Genomic DNA, 21,590 nt, shown 5'->3' on the forward strand with positions numbered 1-21,590 from the left:
AGGGATAATTCAATTTTATATTGAGTTATCTCTTTTTTTTTTCTCTAATTTCCCTAAATTTAAAAATAGTTGTAAAGGTTTTAGGTATTGATTTTTAGTGAGTTTTATGCAGTTTTTGTTGAAGTATTTAGCTTGTCAAGTTTTAGTTCAGTTAAAAAAGTAACTTTTAATTACAATATTAATTAGTTTAGTAGAAAATATAATAAGTATGATGAAAAATGCATTAATAATACTAATAAGTTTGTTTAGTATTTCAAATTTAACTAGTCAAGATTGGAATGGGGTTACGATTCCTGTAACTTTAGATGGTGGAGATACATGGGTGTTACAATCTAATGTTTCTGATGATTTTAATTATAGTGCACCAGCTGCGAATAAAGGAACAACCTTTACAAGTAAATGGGATGATTTCTATCATAATGCATGGACTGGTCCAGGTTCTACAGTATGGACTAGACAACATTCATCAGTTGATGGAGGTGAACTAAAATTAACAGCTACTAGATATTTAAGTAGCAGTGTTAATGCAGGTGCGATCCATTCTAATAATACAATTCAATATCCTGTTTATATTGAAGCAAAAATTAAAATAATGAACTCTGTTTTAGCAAATGGAGCTTGGTTATTAAGCCCAGATGATACTCAAGAAATAGATTTTATGGAAGGTTATGGCGCAACATATTCAGATAGTGCAAAAGAAGACATTTCATGGTATGCAGAAAGAATGCATGTTAGTCATCATGTTTTTATTAGATCACCTTTTCAAGATTGGCAACCAAGTGAGACATCAACAGGAAATGGAAATCCAGCACCAAATCCAACTTGGATTACTAGAAATGACGGAGCAGGAAACATTAATTGGAAAGATGATTACCATACGTATGGTGTTTATTGGAAAGACCCTTGGCATGTTTACCATTTTATAGATGGTGTTCAGGTTACTAAAAGAGAAGGTAAAGATCAAATTGATCCTTTATATTATACAAATTCAGTAAATCAAGGGGACTCAAGCAATGATACTAGAACAGGGCTATCTAAAGCAATGGATATTATGATAACTGTTGAAGAACAAGGGTGGAGAACTACAAATGGCAAGTCTGTTATACCAACAAACACAGAATTAGCAAATACAGAAGACCATACATTTAAAATAGATTGGATTAGAACATATAAACCTAGTAGTAGTTTGTCTGTTAATGATATTAAAAACAATTTAAAGGTTGATGTTTTTCCAAATCCTTCTTTTGAGCTGGTAAAAATTAATTCTAGTAAGTTAATTAATAAGATAGATTGTTTTGATATTAAAGGTCAATTGATAGCTTCTAAAAAGTATGATGATGCTTCTGTTACTTTTAATGTAGAAAAGTTTGCTTCTGGAGTTTATTTCTTAAAAATTTCTGCAGAAGACGGATCAAATTCAAGACATAAGATTGTGAAAAACTAAAGAAGTTGTTTGTTTTTAAAAAAGGATAAATTGGTTTATAACTGAATTATCCTTTTTTTTATGCTCTAAAAAACATAATATTTAGTTTTTGAATAATCAAATGAATACTTTTTAATATTAGGTAAAAAATAAAATAATTTGACATAATATATAAAAGTAACTTACTGACTTTGTGGAGGTAGTTAAAATAGTAATAGAGTATTAAAAATTATAAGAATGTAACTATATTTATGCCCAAAAAGAACATTAAAATGAGTGTATTAAATAAATTTAGTTTAGAAGGTAAAACAGCTCTGGTTACAGGTTGTAAAAGGGGAATTGGAAAAGGAATGGCAATCGCCTTGGCAGAAGCAGGTGCAAATATTATTGGCGTTTCTGCATCTTTAGAAAAAGAAGGTAGTGCTGTTTCAAAAGAAATTGAAGCAAGAGGGAAAAAATTCACAGCTTATCAATGTGATTTTTCAGATAGAAAAGCAGTTTACAAATTTATTACAGAAGCAAAAGAAAATCATCCACAGATTGATGTTTTAGTGAACAATGCTGGTACTATTTTACGTGCCCCAGCTATTGAGCATTCAGACGAAATGTGGGACAAAGTTATTGAAGTAAACCAAACGACACAATTTATACTTACAAGAGAATTTGGAAAAGAGATGGTTAAAAGAGGTTCTGGGAAAGTAATTTTTACAGCGTCTTTATTAACTTTTCAAGGAGGCATTACTGTACCTGGTTATGCAGCAAGTAAAGGTGCTATTGGACAAATGACTATGGCTTTTTCAAATGAATGGGCGGGAAAAGGTGTGAATGTAAATGCGATTGCACCAGGTTATATTGCAACAGATAATACAGAAGCTTTACAAAATAATCCAGAAAGAAATAAATCTATATTGGAACGAATTCCAGCTGGACGCTGGGGAAAACCAGAAGATTTTGCAGGACCAATCGTTTTCTTAGCTTCAGACGCTGCATCTTATATGAACGGCTCTGTTGTTCTTGTAGATGGAGGTTGGATGGGGAGATAATTTAAAGAATTAAAAAAGGGTTAATTAATTTGATTAACCCTTTTTTATTTATACTAGTTCGTTTTTAAAATTTACAGCTTCCAAACGATTTAAAACAACATCTTTAATTCTAGGGATTACCTCTTTCATTAAAAATGGTGGATAAGCTCCATTTATATCTTTTCCAATTTCGTTATACAATTCTCTCATATATGTTGTATGAACAATGGTACCTACATTTAATTTTGCAACTCCCATTGTAATTGCTTTTTGGATATCTAAATCAGGGATTCCTGTTCCACCATGTAAAACTAATGGGTTGGGAATAGCTTCTGATATTTCTAATAATCTATCAAAATGAATTTTTGGAGAAGTAGGTGTAAATCCGTGAGCAGTACCAATACCGACTGCCATAATATGAGGGTTTGCTTCTTCAACAATTGCCTTTACGTCTGCAACACTTGCTAAAAAATCATCATCGCATTTTACAACAACACTCCTACCCATTATTTTTCCTATTTCAGCTTCTACTAAAACACCTGCAGATTCTGCATATCTAGTAACTTCTTTAGTCATTGCAATGTTTTCTTTTAAACTTTTTTGAGAACCATCAATCATCACAGAATCATACCCATCATCAATTGCTTGTTTACACATATCTACAGAAACACTATGATCTAAATGAAGATAAATAGGTTGTTTTGTGTAAGGCTGAATTCCTTCTACCATTTTTTTGCAAAGATAACTAGAGTTTAAATCTACAACAGGTGGATATGTCATTACCATTACTGGGCAATTTGCTTCTTCTGCAGCCAATGCAACAGCCTTCATATCGTAAATATCATTTACATTAAAACCGATTAAACATTTTTGAGCGGCTCTATAGTCTTTTTGTAATTGTATTAAATTTTGTTTTTTCATGGTATGGTTTTTAATAGTTTAGGTTTTTTTGAATACTTCTTCCTGTAGTTCCAGGTGCAACAAACTGTAGATTCTCTATGTTTGCCCAATGATTAAATTCTTTTAAGTCTTCTTGTATATGTCCTCTTCCAATAATCCAATGATGATCTAATCCGCTACTTAATATCGTTCCAACTACAGAAGAAGCAGCAACGTTTTTTGGATTTACTTCTCCATAAGCCCCTCTAAATCTCATGGGAGAATCTATAATTTCTCCTTCAAAAGAAAGCATACTAGAAGCATGTGGATATTGATATTTGGCAATTGTAATGTCTCCTTTTTCTAATAAGAATTCTAATAACATTCCGTAAGATTGTTCCTCATCATAATTATCTAAAATACTATGATTTCTAACTTCAAACCCTGTACCTTTTTTTAATAATTTTGTTGGAGAACCTCCACAATGCCACATTCCTAATTTATTTTCTTTGTCGTTAAGAATAGACATGTCTGTTAGAGTTGGCAATGCATTTCCGTTACTAATTTCATTCATAGTAACCATAGTAATTAAGGCGCCCATATCAGATTCATCTGCAACAGGAATTCCTAAATCTTGTACTAAAGCTCCCGCTCCATCACCTGCAATTTGATAATTGTCAAACAACTCAGGCCAATTTTTTAGAGCAACTCCAATATATTCACCTTTACGTGTATAATCAGCGATAGCTAAACTAAAACGAACTGATAAAAACAATTCTCTTTCCGTTACTCCTTGAAATTTACACGATTTAGAGTTGATTAATTTTTGAACAATTGCATCTACATCTTCTTTCTTAAATTTTTCTCCATGTTTCCATACGGTTTCAATATCTACTCGATCTACACTTAAACCAAAATGTTTTGCTATTGACATTTCGTTTAATTCACAGTCATAAAACCCAGGAACTCTCATTCCTCCAACCATTAAAATAGTTGCATGTTGCATTCTTTTTTTAGCACTTACAACTCTAATAAATTTGTCTAAAACAATGTCTAGTTGTTTCGATTTTGGTCTGTCAAAAACCCAAGAATATTTTACTTCAACCGAATTTAGTATGTTTAATAAAAAATTTTGCCCACACAATCTATTTGCTGTTAATCTTCCTCCGGTAATTTCATCATGAGACCAACTTAATAAAGGAATTTTGTTTTCTCTTAACCAATTTCCTAAAGCCAAAGCCAAATCACCAGCAATTTAAGAAGCTTGGTAAATGATTAAACCACTCATACCTTCAATATTAAAATCGTTTAATACTTTTAGTAATTCCTTTTTGGTTTGTACAGGTTCTTTTAAAGCTAATAATTGATTGTTTTCACCAAAAACACTTTTAGTTTGTTCTATGGCTTCAGTGTAAGATCGCTTTGCTTTTTCCCAATCGAAATGCAATTCAAAACCGATTCCAATTAATCCGATTTTTACATCTTTCTTTTCAGGTGCTTTTTCAATTAGTTTTTCCATCTCATCAGATACAATTCCTTTTCTGAATAAAATATCTACGTTTGGGTTTAACGAATCAAAAGTTTGTTCTTCTAGTGTGTTTACGATCATGATTCTATTTGTTTTTTATTATTTCGTTTACTTCTTTTTCTGATGGAAAATAACTTCTCCCACCAAAATGAGTAGCAATTATAGATGCATATGCAGAAGCATATTCCATACGTTCAGCTAAGTTTTTTCCTTTTAATAAAGTGGATGCATAAGCGCCATGAAAAGCATCTCCACAGCCAGTAGTATCTACAACTTTAGTAGAAAAAGCAGCTTGATGTACTATTTTTTTATTTTCTAAAGCCCAACTTCCATTTGCGCCATCAGTAATCACTAATTGTCCATTAGTTATTAAGTTTAATGCGTTTATGCATTCTTCAGATGTGTTTAATTCAGTAATTAGTTGAGCTCCTTCTAAAGGCAAAATGATATGATTTCCTAATGAAATCATTTCTTTTAATACAGAAATATCTCCAGCTTCAATATCTAAAACTGAAGGAATGTTGTATTTATTGGCTATTTTTAAAAGTTCTAAATTTCCAACAACATCATATCCATCAACCAATAATAATTTACAGTTTTTAATCCAATCTTCATTGATGTCTTTTGTTTGAAGAGGTTTGTAATTGTTTGTTGAATAAAAAACGGTACGATCTCCATTTTCTGGGTTTACTTCAACAATAGCAATAGCTGGTTGAAAATTATCACTTTCTAATAGTAGAGAAGTATCAACTTCACATTTTTTTAATTCTTCATTAGCAATTAAGCTTAATGTATTATTTGCTTTATAACCTAAAAAAGCGGTTTTCAAATTGCTTTTGGCAATGACACAGGCCGCATTTCCTGCGGGTGCACAACCTTGTATTATTATATTTGATACTTCGTGTTTTGCTCCTAATTTTACTTTAGAAGGCACTTCAGTCAAAATATCGCAACCATCATTCCTGAAACTATAACATCAAATTGCATGTTTAAACTCTTTTAAATTATAGTGTAAATGTACTACGCCTTTAAAGTGTTTATTAAATACAGAATTATTCATAAAGTGTACTATTTTTCCATATATTAGATATATTGAATTCTTAATGTGAAAATACATACATAATGAAAACTGTTTTTGAACCAATTTCTAATACTTTAAATCAATCTTTTCATTATGGAGTTTTCGAAAAGTTAGAGTTTCAAACTCCTTGGCATTATCATCCAGAATGGGAACTAACATTTATTACTGAAAGTACTGGTATCAGAAGTGTGGGTAATTCTATACAAGCATATCAACCAGGAGAATTGGTGTTATTAGGTCCGAATTTACCTCATTGTTGGAAAACAAATAGAAGTACAAAAGAACTTGCTAAATCTACTGTGATTCAATTTAGAAAAGATGTATTAGGAGATGGTTGGATGGATAAAGATGAGTTTTCTTTGATAAAAAAAATGTTGATTAATAGTAACTTCGGATTAATGTTTAATGATATTACTGCAAAAGATGTAGGTGGTAAAATGGTTTCAATGAAAAAAATGTCACCAACACTTAGGCTAATAGAATTTATAAAATTACTTCATGAATTATCTTTAGAAAAATATGAAGTACTAAGTTTAGGAGCACGTTTTAATGTGAATTCTTTGGTTTCAGATAGAATTAAAAATATTATCGATTTTGTGGATAAAAACTATCAAAACAAAATTGATGCTGCGCAATTAGGTGATTTAGTTTTTATGACTCCAGTTTCTTTTTCTAAGTTTTTTAAAAAGACATTTAATAAAACGTTTACTGCCTATTTAAATGAATATAGAGTTAGTAAAGCTTGCGAATTATTAAAAGAATCTGAAACCTCGGTAGAACAAATAGCTTTTGAAACAGGTTATCCAAATCTTTCTTTTTTCCATAGAAAATTCAAGCTATTTACAAATAAAACGCCTGCTCAGTATAGAGCAACATTCTTCAAATAATAAGATTATATTCTTTATAGTGTTCTAAAAATAGCCACTTTTTTTATTTAGTATATATCATCTAATATATTTTTTATTTCGTTAGGATTCCTATTCTGAGATTAATTGAAAATTCTTTAAGCATTTTATAAAGTAGATGAATAATGCAAAATCATTTAAAATTAGACTTGTCAAGTTTTTATCAAGAAGTAATACTGATGACCTATAATGATAATACATCGTTTTTAATTAAATTTAAACATGAGGATAAAAAAATAATGTGTACCTTTTTTGAGAGGGCAAAATAATACAACTAATTAAAAAAGATGGATATTTTACAAAGTGGTAAAAATACTGTGAGGGTTTTATTATTTATTTTATTGATGATATTAGTTATGAATTGTAAAGAAAATATTAAAGAAAGAAATTTTGGAGAAGTGTTAGAAGAATTACAAACTATTGAAGGTTTGGAAGTTTTACAATCTGGAGAATCTATGATTGCTGTTTCTGGTAAATACCAAGGAAGAATATTTACAAGTTCTTCTAATGGTTTAGAAGGTAAAAGTTATGGTTGGATTAATTGGGATTTGATTACTGATAAAAAAGACCAAATAACAATGGCAAGATTGGGTGGTGAAAGTAGAGTTTGGTTTGGCCCTGAATATGGTAAATTTGCTACTTTCTTTGAGCAGAATAAAAGGCAAGAAGGAGAGGATATAAAAGTGCAAGAAGATTTAAATTCTAAGCAATTTAAAAAAGTAAGTAGTTCTAAAAAATCGATAACATATCAAGCTGATTTACAGATTGTAAATGCTAACAATTATCTATTTAAAATAAATACAAAACGAAAAATTTCTATTCTAGATGGAAAAACAATTAATACTGATTTAAAAATATCTTCGGATATTGATATTTCTGTAGTAGGTTTTAGTGCAGAAACTTGGTTGAAAAATATCGATTCCATTCAATGGACTAAAGACAAAGGGCTTTTATCTATTTGGGAAATAGGAAGTATATTAACATCTGTAGATACCAAAGTTATTATTCCTTTAGAAAAACCTTTAGATAGTTTAAAAACATATTTCGGTACCAAAGAAAAAACTAGATATCAAATAAAAAATAATACACTTTTTTACAAGAGTGATGCTCAATTATTAGGGAAAATAGGAATTCCACCAGAAAATACTAAGAATATTCTGGGAAGTTATTCTCGTAAAAACAATTTGCTAACCATTGTTACTTTCAATTTTAAAAATGATGGTGATTACTTAAATTGTTTTCCAAAAAACACAACTCCTTACAAAGGAGATGTAATCAATATATTTAATGGAGAAGTAAATAAACCTTTGGGCTACAATTGGCCATTTTATGAGTTTGAATCTTTATCATCGTCCAAAGAATTAAAACCACAAGAAGAAATATATCATAAACAAACTACTTATCATATAGAAGCAGATTTTGTTGAGTTAAATTTAATTTCAAAAAAACTATTAGGTATTGACTTAAATGAAATTCCTGTTTTTTAACAATGAAATAATATATTGATTACTAGTTGTTTGTGTTTTGTTCAAGTTTTTGTCAAGTTGTAAATCAATCATTTTTTTAATAAATTGATACATTTATTACTTAAAAGCAACATTATGAAAAATTTAATATTACTAGTTTTATTTGTATTTACGTTTAGTGTTATTACTTCTTGTAAAAACAATAACATTCTTTTAAATTCAATAGAAGTCTCTACTGATAATCCAGAAATTCTAAATTATAAAGTTGAAGGAAACTTAACAAAAAAAATCATTCTTACTATTAATAACCCATCAGCATATGCAAGTTTAAGTGTTTTTGTAAATGATGAGCTTTTAATGGATGACTTTAATATACCAAAGAAAGGAATTCAGAATTTAACGAGTGTAATTCGTTTTCCTAAAATTGGTGATGTAAAAATTCGTTTTCAAGCTTTAGATGAAAATTTAACGATAAGCAGTCTGTATTTTGAAGAGGTATCAGCATTAGAAATTCCTGTTTTTAAAGATATTTCTGTACAAGCAGGATTAGATAAAGTGAGTTCATTAAAGTATGGAGGACCATCAATTGCGGACATTGATAATGATGGAGATTATGATTTTATTGCAAACAACCATAATGCAGAAACGAGTAAGATATATTGGAATAATGGAGATGGTACAGTAACAAAACATAACAAAGACCTTGCAAGATGGTTTAAACATGATTTGCATGGTACTTCTCTTGGGGATTATGACAATGATGGAGATTTAGATCTTGTTTTAGAAGAGGGTGGTGGTAATGGAGCTAACCCAACTAGGCTTAATTTCTACCTTAATGAAAATAATAAATTTATTATGTACACTGGTGATGTAGGTTTAGATAAAGGAGGTCGAGGACGCAGTACTAGATGGATAGATGCGGATTTGGATGGTGATCTTGATTTGTTAATCATTAACGAATCGAGTTTGAAATTTTCTAAACCACAACATTTTTTTTATGAAAATAATGGTGATGGAACCTTTACATATAGGTCTCTAAAAGGACTTGAAGATGTTGAAGAATCACGAGTTTTGGTAACCGATTTTAATAACGATAATATTGACGATATCATTTTTTACGGCCCTTTAACGTTGTGGAAAGGAAATGGAGATTTTACATTTACAGATGTATCAGCGTTAATCCCAGACGAAGTTCGTTCTTCAAAACAAATCATGGCTGTTACGGACATTGATATTGATAATGACGGAGATTTAGATTTGTATTTGGCTCAAGGAATGATCTTTGAACATGGAAAAGGAGAAACTCCTTCCGTAGATTTTAATCCTATTACAAAAGAATTAGCCATAAAAACTAGAGGTTATAAAGGTGATGATGTTTTTAGTTTTAGAGCTGAAAACAAAATTAAATTACATAAATATTATTACTTGGCGCAAGGAGCCATTTTAGGTAAAGATTATCCTATTTTTTTAGGGGCAAATAAGGTTTCAAAAATTGTAAATTCTGGTGATGAGTTAGAAATTAGTCCACAAGAAGCAAAAGGATGGGCAGATGATATTTCTAAAAATGGATTCTATATCGGTTATTTAGGAAACAATGAATGGAAGGCAACTTTGGTTCGTGATGGTAATTTCTTTTGGCAATACAGATTTAGTCTTTCTGGGGTAACAAGTGTTGCGCCAGATTTTATACCTCAGAACAGAAATAATGCCGATGTTTTATTAAGAAACGATGGAGATAAATTTACAGATGTTTCTAAAGCTTGGAATATTCCTAAAGGAGGAAACGCTTTAGGTGTTACAACTGGAGATTTTAATAATGATAGTCACCAAGATCTTTTTGTGTATAGATGGGGTAGAGTAGGAGCAAGAATTTCTGATTATATGTTATTAAATACAGGTAATAATTCTTTTGAAACAACAACAATGCATGGAGCAAATGATGTTGGTGGACCAGGGAATGGAGATATGGGGCAAGCTTTTGATTTTGATTTAGATGGGCAATTAGATTTATTAAATGGTAGTGAAAACGGAGAATGGTATTTGTACAATAATCAAACAAAGTCAGACAACAAGCATGTAACTATTAAAGTAGGTTATTCTCCAAAATCTAATGTAGATCCTATTTCTGCAGAAGTTATTGTAAAAACAGCTGATAATGAATATAGAAAAAGAGTGGGATCTGCAGGAGAAATATTTTCCCAAAGTTTAATGAACATTGTACATTTTGGATTGGGAAATGAATCTGAAATAAAAAGTATTAAAGTTAGATGGAGAAATGGAGAAACTGTAGCGTTTAAAAACAAAGAAGCGAACAATATTTACAATACTGATTATGTAAATATTGATTCTAATAAAAACTCACCAGTTACTTCAATCTCTTTTAAAACAGAAAAAATAGAATTATATAAAGGGAAAAATAAAACTCTAGACGTAAGCGTTTTACCAAAAAATAAGACCAATTCTGAAATTATTTGGACATCTAGTAATACAAATATTCTTACTGTTGATAAAAATGGTAATGCAAACCCAATTAAACCAGGAAAAGCAATTGTAAAAGCATCTTCAAAAGACAATTCTATTTCATCAGAAATTAAAGTTACGGTTGCTCCTTATACTGCACCTTATGTTAAAATACTAAACAAGGAAAAGTATGGGAATCACCAGATAAAAGTGAGTGATAATTTAAAAGTGACTGTTAAATATCATGCAGGATCTGGAAACAAAGTGATTTCGGCAGATGAAGGCGGAATTCGTTTTTGGTTACGTCATTTTAAAAGTAAATGGATACCTGTAAAAGATGTGGTTCTTGTAAATAAAGAAGCGTTAAAAACAACAAGTGGAACAGCAAATATGACTTTTTCATTGAAAGATTATATTCCGTCTAACCAATTACAAGAAAACCATTTTTATCAACTTAGAGTCACTTTTACTTCTAGCGATGGAGATATGTATGAAGATGAAATTCTTCCTTTAGAAATAGTTTCTAAGTAATAAAAAAAAAGTAAACCTCTCTTATTTATAGAGAGGTTTACTTTTTCGAATAAATAAAATAATGTCTGTAATTTTAGGCTAAAAATTCTTGAGATATTTTATCTGTATGTTCACCTAAACTTGGAGATCCTAGGGTTGATGTAAAATACTCACCATCAATCTTTATTGGACACCTTGTTGTCTTATACTCATATCCATCACCCATTCTTACATTCTGAATCATGTCTAAAGATTTAAATCCATCTTGATTAAAAAGTGTTTCCCAATCCATAACATTAGCACACCAAATGTCTGCTGGCTCTAAAATTGAAAGCCAATGTTCTGTAGTATTGGTGTTTAATTTGTTGGCTAAAATCGTTTTTATTTCATCACGTTTTGTAAACCAACTTGCTGGTTCTGGATACTCGGCTAATTCATTGCAACCAATTAATTCTCCAATAAAAGGAATAGAGCCCATTGCTAAAGCGAAATAGCCGTTTTGTGTTTTATAAACACCATAAGGAGCGCCTAAATAAGCATGTGCACTATTACTCTTTGGACGAACAGTTGGTTCTCCTCCATCATGATAAAACGTGGTAATAGATTCAAATTGAAAATCTATAATAGATTCTAACATGCTTACAGAAATTTTTGTACCGATACCTGTTTTGCCTTTTTTAATTAAAGCAGCCAAAATACCTTGTACTAAATGAGAGCCAGATAAAATATCTGCAATAGCAATTCCTACAGGTGTAGGGCCACTTCCATCATTCCCATTTAACCAGGTTAAACCAGATAATGATTGCACAAGTAAATCTTGTCCGGGTTTAGATTTCCAAGGACCTTCATCTCCATAACCTGAAATATTTCCATAAACAATTTTTGGATTTATTTTTTTAATAGTTTCATAATCAAAACCCAAACGTTCTACAACACCAGGTCTAAAATTATGAACTAAAACATCTGCTTTTGCAATCAATTTTAAAACACGTTGTTTATCTACTTCGTTTTTTAAATCTGCTTCAAAACTTTCTTTATTTCTATTAACAGCTATAAATAAAGGAGATTCATTATTCATCTTTAGATTAGAAACATGTAATTGACGACTAATGTCTCCAGTTTTAGGGCGCTCTACTTTAATAACTCTTGCTCCCAAATCTGCTAAACGTAAAGTAGCAGAAGGTGCAGATAAAAACTGACTTAAATCTATAACTAATATATCTTCTAATGGTTTCATCCTATTTATAGATTAAATTCTTTAATAATTGCTTCTGTATTTTGTCCAACTCTTGGTGCTGCTTTTTTATTAAAAAGCCTTTCATCATTTAATCTTATTGGGCAACGTGTTGTGTGTATTTCTTCGCCAGAAATTAATGGTAATTTTTGATCCATTTTTAAAACATCATATGCTTCATGGTTCAATAATTTTTTATAATCAAAAACATCAGAACACCAAATTCCTTTAGGTTCTAAAATATCTAACCAATCTTGTGTGTTTTTTTCGATTAAAAAAGCACGAAGAACATCCATTATTTCATCTCGTTTTTCATACCAAGAATTGGGGTCAGAATAAGATGCTAATTGTGAAATGTTAAGAATGTTAGCTAAATTTGTTAAAGAGCCCATTGCTAAAGATAAATAACCATCTTTTGTTTGATAAACGCCATAAGGAGCGCCTAAATATGCATGTGCATTTCCTTGTTTAGCTCTATTTGGTTTTTGATTATTATCACTTAAATAGCCGGTAATAACTTCAAATTGAAGGTCTAGTGTAGATTCTAATAAACTCACTTCAACCAAAGCCCCTTTATTCGTTTTGATACGTTTTAAAAGACTTGATAAAATTCCATGAGCCAAATGTGTTCCCGTAATTAAATCGGAAACAGCAGCACCAACAGGAGTTGGATTATCATCTTTATCTCCTGTTAACTTTGCAAAACCAGACATCGCCTGAATTAATAAATCTTGACCTGGTTTTTTAACCCATTCACCTTCTGTACCATAACCAGTAACAGATGCATACACTAATTTTGAGTTTATATTCTGAACCGTTTTATAATCTAAGCCAATTTTCTCCATAACTCCTGGACGGAAATTATGTGTCATAACATCAGCTTGTTCTATTAATTTTTTAACACGATCTAAATCATCTGCATCTTTTAAATTGGCAGTATAAGATTCTTTATTTCTATTTACGGTATGAAATACCAAACTACTGCCATCTAAAAATAAGTTTTTTAAAGCAATACCTCTTCCTGCTTCACCAGAACCAGGTCTTTCAATTTTGATAACTCTTGCACCTAAATCAGCTAATCTTAATCCTGCAGATGGTCCAGCCATAAATTGAGAGAATTCTAATACCAAAATGCCTTCTAAAGGTAATTTCATAGTTATTCTTTTAATGATTTTAAATACAACTCATTTAAATCTTTTAATAGCTGTTGTTCATCTCCTCCATTCATCATATACTCTCTAATTGGCGCACCAGCTCTATCTTGAAAATACATATGACCATGATATCTTGGGCGTAAAAAAGCTCTATCTAACGCTGGTAAAGTATCTTTAAAGAAATTATCTGTTAAATCATTTGCACGCTTATCTAACCAAGCTTGTCTATGTCCTGGTTGACCTCCGTTATCAAAAAACACACCTTTTTGAGTTGCTTCTGAACCTACATATTCTACAAATTTACCAGCAATTTCTTGATGCTCAGTATTTGCAGAAATAGCTAATCCAGTACCTCCTAAAGTTGTTATTAATTTTTGATTATCAATTGCAACCATATCATGAAACTTTAAATGCTTTCTAGCATAGCCTTCACGAGAATAATTGGTGTAACCATAAGCGAAAGGACTATAAATATAATCGTCCGTTAAAGTCATTGCTTCATATACTTTAATAGGATTCCAATCATAATTTTCCTTTTTGATATTTTTACCAAGAGCTCTTAATATTTGAAGTGCTTTTATTCCAGTTTTTTCTGAAATAACTTCTTTATCAGAAGTACAAACATCTTCACCAAGTGTAGAGCAAATCATATAGAAACTCATTAAAGTATCTTGTGGGATTCCTGGAATTGCAACCATTCCTGTTTTTGACAATTCTATTAAATCATCAAAAGTTTCTGGGAATTTTAAATTTAATTTCTCGAACAAATCTGGTCTGCTCGCTGCAACAGGTGTAGCAGCATCAATAGCTAAAGCCCATTGTTTTCCTTTTATAGAATAACTTTCATGAGATTTACCAACAGTGTTTACTGCTAGGTCTTTTAAGTATTCATCTGATAAAAATTTATTTAATGGTAAAATTACTTCTGTTCTAGCAGCAAAGCCAGTCCAAGGATGGTCAATAATTAAAAAATCGTAGCGTTTTGCTAATTCATTAATTGGTTCATCTGCAAATGCTTGCAATGATCTTTTCTCCCAAACGATTTCAACATCTGGGTTTAATTCTGTAAAACGTTGGGCAGCGGCTACAATTGATGTAAATCCTCTACTGTGATTCCAAGTTATTCCTTTTAATTGTTTCATGTACTAATATTATTTGTTTTTATGGGTTACATGTGGCTTCCATTGAGTCATTTCCTATTGATTGACGTTAGTTATGGAAGGTTTATAATTTATTCGTAACTCATGTAAATTGTTCGTTTCTGTAAATACTGTTCGATACCGTAAACTCCATCTTCACCACCAATACCAGCTTTTTTATGACCAGAATGATGCCCTTGAATGTAGCCTACAATTTGTTTGTTAATAAAAATGGTTCCTATTTCAAACTCTTGAATAGATCGCATTATTAATTTATGATTTTCTGTATATAAATAAGCAGATAAACTATCATCTCGTTTATTTAATAATTCTTTAGCGTGTTCAAAACCTTTAATTTTAACAATTGGTAAAACCGGTCCAAACATTTCTTCTTGCACGGTTGCATCACCTGGTTTTACATTTGTTAAAATGGTTGGTTCATACCAATTTCCTTTTTCAAATTCTTTACCTTCTGGTCTTTTACCACCTAAAACTAATTCTGCTCCTTGTGCTATGTTCTTTTGAACAACTTCATCGATTCTTTTTAAGGCAGTAGCACTTAAACTAGGTCCCATGTTCACGTTTGTCATTGGGTCTCCTACTGTAATTTTTTGAACTCTTTTTATTAATTTTTCTGTAAACTCGTCTGCAATTTTTTCATCAACAAAAACCATTTCATTACAAATACATACTTGTCCGCAATTTGCATAACGAGATATAGCAGCAGCTTCAACAGCTTTGTCAATATCAGCATCTTCTAAAACTATAAAAGGCGCTTTTCCACCTAATTCTAATACTAATCCTGCCACGTTTTGCGAAGCACCTTTGTAAATAGCTTGTCCTGCTCTTGTGCTTCCAGTCATAGAAATTAACCTCGTAATTGGATTTTCTACTAATGCAGCACCAACAGTATGTCCATAACCAACAACCATACTAACAACTCCTTTAGGTAAGCCAATTTCATCAATTATTTTACAGAATTCAGATGCAGTTATTGGTGTTAATTCTGATGGTTTTATAACCATTGTATTTCCTGTAATTAAAGCGGGACCAATTTTACGTCCAATTAAAGCCAAAGGATAATTAAAAGCCATTAAACCTACCGTAACTCCATAAGGAACTTTGTGTATAGTAAGTTGTTCGTTAGGTTGGTCTGAAGGAAAAATAGCACCTTGTATACGTCTTCCTGCTTCAGCAGAATACGTCATATATCTTATAGTATCATCAACTTCGTAACGAGCTTCTACAAGAGTTTTTCCTTGTTCCATTACCAGTAACTTGGCAAAATGCTCTTTTCTTTCTTCTAACTTCTCTGCAATTTTATACAAATAATTTGCACGCTCTTGAGCTGGTAACATTTGCCAAGCAAATTGCGCTTTATCAGCAGCTTCTAATGCTTGTTGTACTTCGTCTAAACTACTCGAGTAAATTTCAGCAAATATTTCTCCATTTGCTGGGTTTTCTACATCAATCTTTTCTCCTGAACTTTTTTCAATCCACTCTCCGTTAATGTAACATCTGTATACTGTTGTTTCCATAAATACTATTTTTAGTTAAAGATTGCTTTTCTTTTTTCTACGAAGGCTTTTAATCCTTCTTGTGCATCTGGAGTATCATACAATCCATCTGCTAATTGTGTCTCTAATTTTAATCCTTCTTCAAGAGAGAGCTCTATTCCTTTATGAACAGATTCTTTAATGGCTATCATTGCCAATAATGGTCCTTTTGCTAATTTTTCTAAATAAGATTTAGATTGCTCTTTAAAATTTTCTTTAGCATATAATTGATTTACCAATCCAATATCAAAAGCTTGTTTTGCTATGATTGGTTCTCCTGAAATTAAAATTTCTAAAGCTTTACTTTGGTTTACAATTCTGATTAATCTTTGAGTTCCACCATTTCCTGGCATCAATCCTAAATTGATTTCTGGTAACCCTATTAAATATTGACCATCACTTGCCAAACGAATATCGCAAGCTAATGCCAGTTCTAAACCACCACCTAAAGTATGACCATCTAATAAAGCAACTACTATTTTAGGGCTCTTAGAAATTTTGTAGGCTACCAAGTTGGCTTGTATAACCATCTTTTTGTTTTCAGCAACAGAATTTTGTTGAAAAACCTTTACATCTGCTCCTGCACAAAAGAACTTTTCTAATTCGCTTTTTATGGCTATTATTTTTACATTGTTATTACGATTTGCTTCATCAATAATTTCTGATAAAGAGGTCATAAAATCAAGGTCGTAACTGTTGGCTTTTGGTTTGTTAATAACGATATAGCCAACTTTTTTTTCTATTTCTAATCTAATTTGTTTCATCTTATTTAAAATTGATAGATTTTGTTTGCTTTTAAATTGGTTAGAGTTGATTTTTCTCCACTTCTCCAAACCACTTCTACTTTCTCAATTACTTTCTCTTTTCCTAGACCAAAATGAACACTGTTTAAAAAACTTTGAGCATGAGAAGCACTACTAGAACCAATAAGTTTGAATTGTTTTCCAGTTTTTGTTGTGATGTAAACTTTAGCGCCATAAGCATCTACATTAGATTTAGAATTACCAACTCTAAAAAGGGCATAATTGTTTACAGAAACTGTTTCGTTCTCGTATAAATGCCATTGTCCATTATCATCATCTCCACTTAAAATATCTATTTTACCATCTAAATTATAATCGAAAGTTGCCCCCATATCTCCATGAGATTTAGATGGAATATTGTTTGCTCCATGTGTTAAAATAGATTCAAACTCTAAGTTTCCTTTATTTTTAAAAATCACGTCTTCACTTCTTTGGATTAAACCACCAAAACGATATAAGAAGAAATCATTAAAGCCATCGTTGTCAAAATCTCCTGTAGTTATTCCCCAATTGTTTTCCAAGCTTTCTTTAGGCAAATGTTTAGACCCATCTATAAAATGAGTTCCTTCATTAATCAACAAAACATCTGGAACACCCAAGTCTTGAGGAGTCCAATCTGGTACTACTTTTGTAACACCAACAACAGATGCTCTCACATCCCATGCTAAATTGGTTTTTAATAACCATTCTAAACGCCATTTTCCTTCACCCAAATAGCCTAAGTACCATCCGCTTTTGTCTAAAATTTCGGGAAATCCATTCGCTTCATTTTGCGTTACTTTTTGAATGTCAAAAGGCATTTTATGTTCGGTTTTAGAACTTCCAATAAACAACGGAATACTTGGTTTTTCAGGGCCTCTAGGAAAACGATAAAAATCGGAAAGTTGTATAGCTGCATCCGCATAAAAAGTTATACCATCATGACTTTTGTTTCCTTCATCTCTTAAATCTAATCGTTTCAGTTTTTCATCAAAAGAAATAGAATTATTTGCAATTTGATAATAACTTTTACCTCTTGCTAAATAATAATCTAAATCACCATCATTATCTATGTCTGCCTGTGCAGCAGTACTCATCTGGTCTATATTCTGTAACTCTTTAGGTAACCATTCTTTAGATAAGTTGGTAAATGAAAAATCGTTATTTCCTTTCCAAAATTCTGCGGCAGCATAAGGAGAAAATGTTAGTAAATCTAGTATTCCATCATTGTTAAAATCTGTAATTAGTAAACGTTCTGCATTAATTTGTTCAAAAGCTTCACTCTTTTTATAAGTAAATGTTCCGTTTCCATTATTTTCGAATAATAGATTTCTTGGAATTTCTTCATTGACCATTTGTTCTGCATTAATTTGAAGAAAATCTAAATCACCATCATTATCTAAATCTATCCATCTTACAGAACGACCACGAGCTCCCATTTCTGATAACCCAGTTTCTTCTGTAGCATCCACAAATTTCCCATTATCATTACGTAACAAGCGTTGAGGTTGTGGTGTTGACCCGTTTCCGCCTCCTAAAGAAATTAGCAAATCTAAATCACCATCTTTATCATAATCACCTGCAGCCATTCCATGTAAATCTGCTTTTGGGAAAAGCCCTTTTTGTTCTTTAAAAGTATTGTTTTCTTGTGCCCAAAATAATTGAATAGGTGTGTTGTCATGATTACCTAAAAGTAAATCATATTTTCCATCATTGTTGATGTCTGCGATAGTTGGTCCGCCATATTTCCAGTTTTTTTCTGTATTTAAATGGACTTCTTTAGTTACGTCTATAAATTTTATAGGATTGTTTTTCTCTTTACCTTTATTACAACTGATAAGAGAAATTAATAGAAACCCAAGGGCTAATAATTGTTTCGATTTTGTTTTAAGTAAACGTTTCATTTTTTAATTACTTTTTTATTTTTTTACCAAACCTTCTTGTATATAAATTTGAATTTACTTCTTTTGCTTTTTTAATCATTGGTGGATAAGGAATATCTGTATTAGAGACAAAACCTACATTATAATTTTCACCATCGTGGGCTCTACCAGTAAGTGGAGAATCTAAATATTGAAACCAATGTACTCCTACAAAATATGGGTTGTCTATTGCAGAGTTTGCATAATCTGCCCACATATTAGCTCTATCTTTTTGATCTGCTGCATGAACTAAACCTGAGTGAAATAATCCGGAATCTGGGGCTCCCATGTGATATTCTCCAATAATTGTTGGCATATCTATTTCTTCTAAAAACTTCCAGTACTTAGTACCAATACCTTCTTTGTAATGATTGTAACTAAAAACATCAACATATTTAGCTGCCGATTCACGAACTTCTTTTGTGATTCCCCAAACAGCAAAACGACATCCCATGTACATATAGTTTGGCATTTTATCTTCTAAAATATCATGAACAGTTTTAAAATATTTGGTAGCAAAAGCTGTGAGCATTATAGAAAAATCTGCCACCATACCTTCAGGAAATTCATTTTGTTTTTTATAATCAACACCTTTTTCAAGTTCTTTCCAACTAGCTATATTTGTTTTCCAAGCTTTATTTAAGTTTCCAATAGTTTTGTGCTTAGTCTTTAAAATAGTCATAAACTGTTGCTTTAAATAGCTATCTTTTCCTTTAGATAAACCATCTAAAACCAATCCATAATGTGCTTTTGTAGAACTTTCATTCCCCCAACTTCTTTCGTTATCAACAAAAACACCCATACACCAAGGATTGTTTTCGACTTCTTTAGAAACAACATCAATTGATTTTATTACTCTTCTTTCAAATTCTGGATCGAAAGGATCTGGCATTGGTCCCCAATAATCCGAACCAGAATATACCTTTTGAAAATCTCCAATAATCCATCCGTTAGCAAAATAAGGTAAGTTATTTCTGTGATAAAATGCTGGGTCAATCCAGTTTCCAAAGGACGTGAATCCCCAATTACGCATTCTGTTTTCTGTAACTTCTAACCATTTATCAAAAAAAGAATTTTTGCTTGTTTCTCCATATCTACGTTCTAAGTTCGATCTATAAAAACTATATGTTTGTCCATGTTCTATAGGCCCAAAATGAGATTCTCTTCTATAACTATAATGATTAGCTAGAGCATCATCAAATTTTGGTAATTCAAGGAACATATCATTCCTCAACTTATTAACTACATGAGCTGTTTTCATGGTTTCTAGAGGAATATCAATAATCCCTTTAGAATCTTCTGGAGTTACATCTTCTGGGTCTCTATGATATAGTTTTTCATCTGTATAATCGATACCCGTATACGTTGTAGAATTAGCCATACGTACATTTGCTAAACCAATTGAAAAGTATAAGTAACCTTCTGGATCTATTAAAGCCCATTTTCCATCAACTTTTTCTTTTCTAAAATAACCCGTTGCATCTAATTTAGGACCATCTTTCCATCCACCATATTGGCTTCTATCTGACATTAACGTATATTCTGCTAAAGATTTTAATTCTACATCAGCAATTTTCTTTAGTTCTTCATCAGAATGTACTTTTATAGGGAAATCTCTTTTTGCATTTTGCCCAAATTTATCTACAATTCCTTTTAAAAAATTTGGATCTCTTTCCGGGCTTTCTACAATTCTAATATTATCAACTAAAATAGTTTTGTCTTTTAAACCTTCTAATCTAAAAAAGTCTATTCCTGCTATTTCAGAAAAATCCATATTATATAGAAGTCCACTAATTTTCATATGAGTTGCTTCGGTTTTCCAAGCTTTAGGAGTATCTCTTAAACCACTATTTATGTCAGTTTTATTTGAGGTGAGTTCAAAGAAATATGATTTGAATTCACCTGTATCAATGTTTGTAATTCTTCTTACTCTTTCTCCATTTCCGTTTTCGGCATAAACTGTTAAAAAAGTAGTTTCGTCCCCTAAACTTTTAGCATCAAAAACTAAACTATATTTTTTGCTTTTATTTAATTTGAAATCATTTTTCGGTGTTAATTTAACTCCTGTAATTTTTTCATCTTTTTTAAAGGAAATTTCTAATGCATGATTTCCATTATTTTCAACAATTTTGTGACTTCCTTTTATGTCAATGAAATTGTTATTAATGTCTTCTTTTTCGAAATCTAAAAACAAGATTTCAGATTCTGAACTCCAATTTTCTTTTTGTGAAGTTTCTTTTTTACATGAAAAAAATACCACAGAAATAAATGTTAACATTAACAATTTTCTGACAGTTTTAAAAAGATTGTATTTTCCCTTCATATTTGCTTTGGTTTAATATAATTATAGAATTTAGTGTTGTACAGATATAACTTGACAAATAGTATTAATCTCTTGTATTACAGTGTGTAATAGATTGTTATTCATGTTTAAAACTATTCTCTCTACAAGTAAACGAATTAATATTAAATAAGGAAGTGTTTTAGGTGTTTGTACAGTTTAATTCTAGTGGAAATGTACTTGTAACT

General features: G+C 31.0%; 16 protein-coding genes. 5 read left to right on the forward strand and 11 right to left on the reverse strand.

All coding sequences use genetic code 11. The features are described 5' to 3' along the window. Positions 1–208 precede the first annotated feature (208 nt). Positions 209–1,444, forward strand: a complete 1,236-nt coding sequence (locus SHK09_RS07650; RefSeq protein WP_319810188.1) for a T9SS type A sorting domain-containing protein — start codon at positions 209–211, stop codon at positions 1,442–1,444. A gap of 251 nt (positions 1,445–1,695) precedes the next feature. Then, positions 1,696–2,466: an SDR family oxidoreductase gene (locus SHK09_RS07655; RefSeq protein ID WP_249989269.1), complete on the forward strand. Its 771-nt coding sequence runs from the start codon at positions 1,696–1,698 to the stop codon at positions 2,464–2,466. A 48-nt stretch (positions 2,467–2,514) separates the two neighbouring features. On the opposite strand, the gene SHK09_RS07660 is transcribed toward SHK09_RS07655, so the two are convergent. From SHK09_RS07660 to SHK09_RS07675, 4 genes are read right to left on the reverse strand one after another with little or no spacing between them, the layout of a single operon-like run. Continuing rightward, the gene (locus SHK09_RS07660) at positions 2,515–3,366 is read right to left on the reverse strand and encodes a class II fructose-bisphosphate aldolase (protein WP_319810189.1); all 852 of its coding nucleotides are present in this window, start codon (positions 3,364–3,366) and stop codon (positions 2,515–2,517) included. 10 nt (positions 3,367–3,376) lie between these two features. Further along, positions 3,377–4,567, reverse strand: a complete 1,191-nt coding sequence (locus SHK09_RS07665) for a hypothetical protein (protein ID WP_319810190.1) — start codon at positions 4,565–4,567, stop codon at positions 3,377–3,379. 12 nt (positions 4,568–4,579) lie between these two features. Beyond that, positions 4,580–4,933 (reverse strand): hypothetical protein, encoded by a 354-nt coding sequence (locus tag SHK09_RS07670; RefSeq protein ID WP_319810191.1) that lies wholly within the window; start codon positions 4,931–4,933, stop codon positions 4,580–4,582. Positions 4,934–4,937: 4 nt separating this feature from the next. Next, positions 4,938–5,786: a carbohydrate kinase family protein gene (locus tag SHK09_RS07675; RefSeq protein ID WP_319810192.1), complete on the reverse strand. Its 849-nt coding sequence runs from the start codon at positions 5,784–5,786 to the stop codon at positions 4,938–4,940. Between the two features lie 188 nt (positions 5,787–5,974). On the opposite strand from SHK09_RS07675, the gene SHK09_RS07680 reads away from it, so the two are divergent. From SHK09_RS07680 to SHK09_RS07690, 3 genes are all read left to right on the forward strand, one after another. Continuing rightward, complete coding sequence (locus SHK09_RS07680; RefSeq protein ID WP_319810193.1) at positions 5,975–6,820, forward strand: AraC family transcriptional regulator; 846 nt, start codon at positions 5,975–5,977, stop codon at positions 6,818–6,820. Between the two features lie 305 nt (positions 6,821–7,125). Next, positions 7,126–8,325: a DUF6786 family protein gene (locus SHK09_RS07685; protein WP_319810194.1), complete on the forward strand. Its 1,200-nt coding sequence runs from the start codon at positions 7,126–7,128 to the stop codon at positions 8,323–8,325. A gap of 114 nt (positions 8,326–8,439) precedes the next feature. Further along, positions 8,440–11,295: an FG-GAP-like repeat-containing protein gene (locus tag SHK09_RS07690; RefSeq protein ID WP_319810195.1), complete on the forward strand. Its 2,856-nt coding sequence runs from the start codon at positions 8,440–8,442 to the stop codon at positions 11,293–11,295. A gap of 73 nt (positions 11,296–11,368) precedes the next feature. Here the strand turns inward: SHK09_RS07690 and SHK09_RS07695 are convergent, their stop codons facing one another. The 7 genes from SHK09_RS07695 to SHK09_RS07725 all read right to left on the reverse strand — a co-directional run bounded on the left by SHK09_RS07695 (position 11,369) and on the right by SHK09_RS07725 (position 21,339). Beyond that, positions 11,369–12,511, reverse strand: a complete 1,143-nt coding sequence (locus SHK09_RS07695; protein ID WP_166382912.1) for a CaiB/BaiF CoA transferase family protein — start codon at positions 12,509–12,511, stop codon at positions 11,369–11,371. A 5-nt stretch (positions 12,512–12,516) separates the two neighbouring features. Continuing rightward, positions 12,517–13,662, reverse strand: a complete 1,146-nt coding sequence (locus tag SHK09_RS07700; protein WP_166382914.1) for a CaiB/BaiF CoA transferase family protein — start codon at positions 13,660–13,662, stop codon at positions 12,517–12,519. A 2-nt stretch (positions 13,663–13,664) separates the two neighbouring features. Then, positions 13,665–14,804, reverse strand: coding sequence for an ABC transporter substrate-binding protein (locus SHK09_RS07705; protein WP_218598552.1), 1,140 nt, complete (start codon positions 14,802–14,804; stop codon positions 13,665–13,667). An 89-nt stretch (positions 14,805–14,893) separates the two neighbouring features. Next, positions 14,894–16,339, reverse strand: coding sequence for an aldehyde dehydrogenase (gene aldA, locus SHK09_RS07710; RefSeq protein WP_319810196.1), 1,446 nt, complete (start codon positions 16,337–16,339; stop codon positions 14,894–14,896). An 11-nt stretch (positions 16,340–16,350) separates the two neighbouring features. Further along, positions 16,351–17,121, reverse strand: a complete 771-nt coding sequence (locus SHK09_RS07715) for an enoyl-CoA hydratase/isomerase family protein (RefSeq protein ID WP_319810197.1) — start codon at positions 17,119–17,121, stop codon at positions 16,351–16,353. Positions 17,122–17,126: 5 nt separating this feature from the next. Beyond that, positions 17,127–19,043 (reverse strand): CRTAC1 family protein, encoded by a 1,917-nt coding sequence (locus SHK09_RS07720; RefSeq protein ID WP_319810198.1) that lies wholly within the window; start codon positions 19,041–19,043, stop codon positions 17,127–17,129. Positions 19,044–19,050: 7 nt separating this feature from the next. After that, positions 19,051–21,339, reverse strand: coding sequence for a beta-galactosidase (locus SHK09_RS07725; protein ID WP_319810199.1), 2,289 nt, complete (start codon positions 21,337–21,339; stop codon positions 19,051–19,053). Positions 21,340–21,590: the final 251 nt, after the last annotated feature.

This window comes from Polaribacter sp. PL03, from assembly GCF_033875165.1.
In the GTDB taxonomy this organism is placed as follows: domain Bacteria; phylum Bacteroidota; class Bacteroidia; order Flavobacteriales; family Flavobacteriaceae; genus Polaribacter.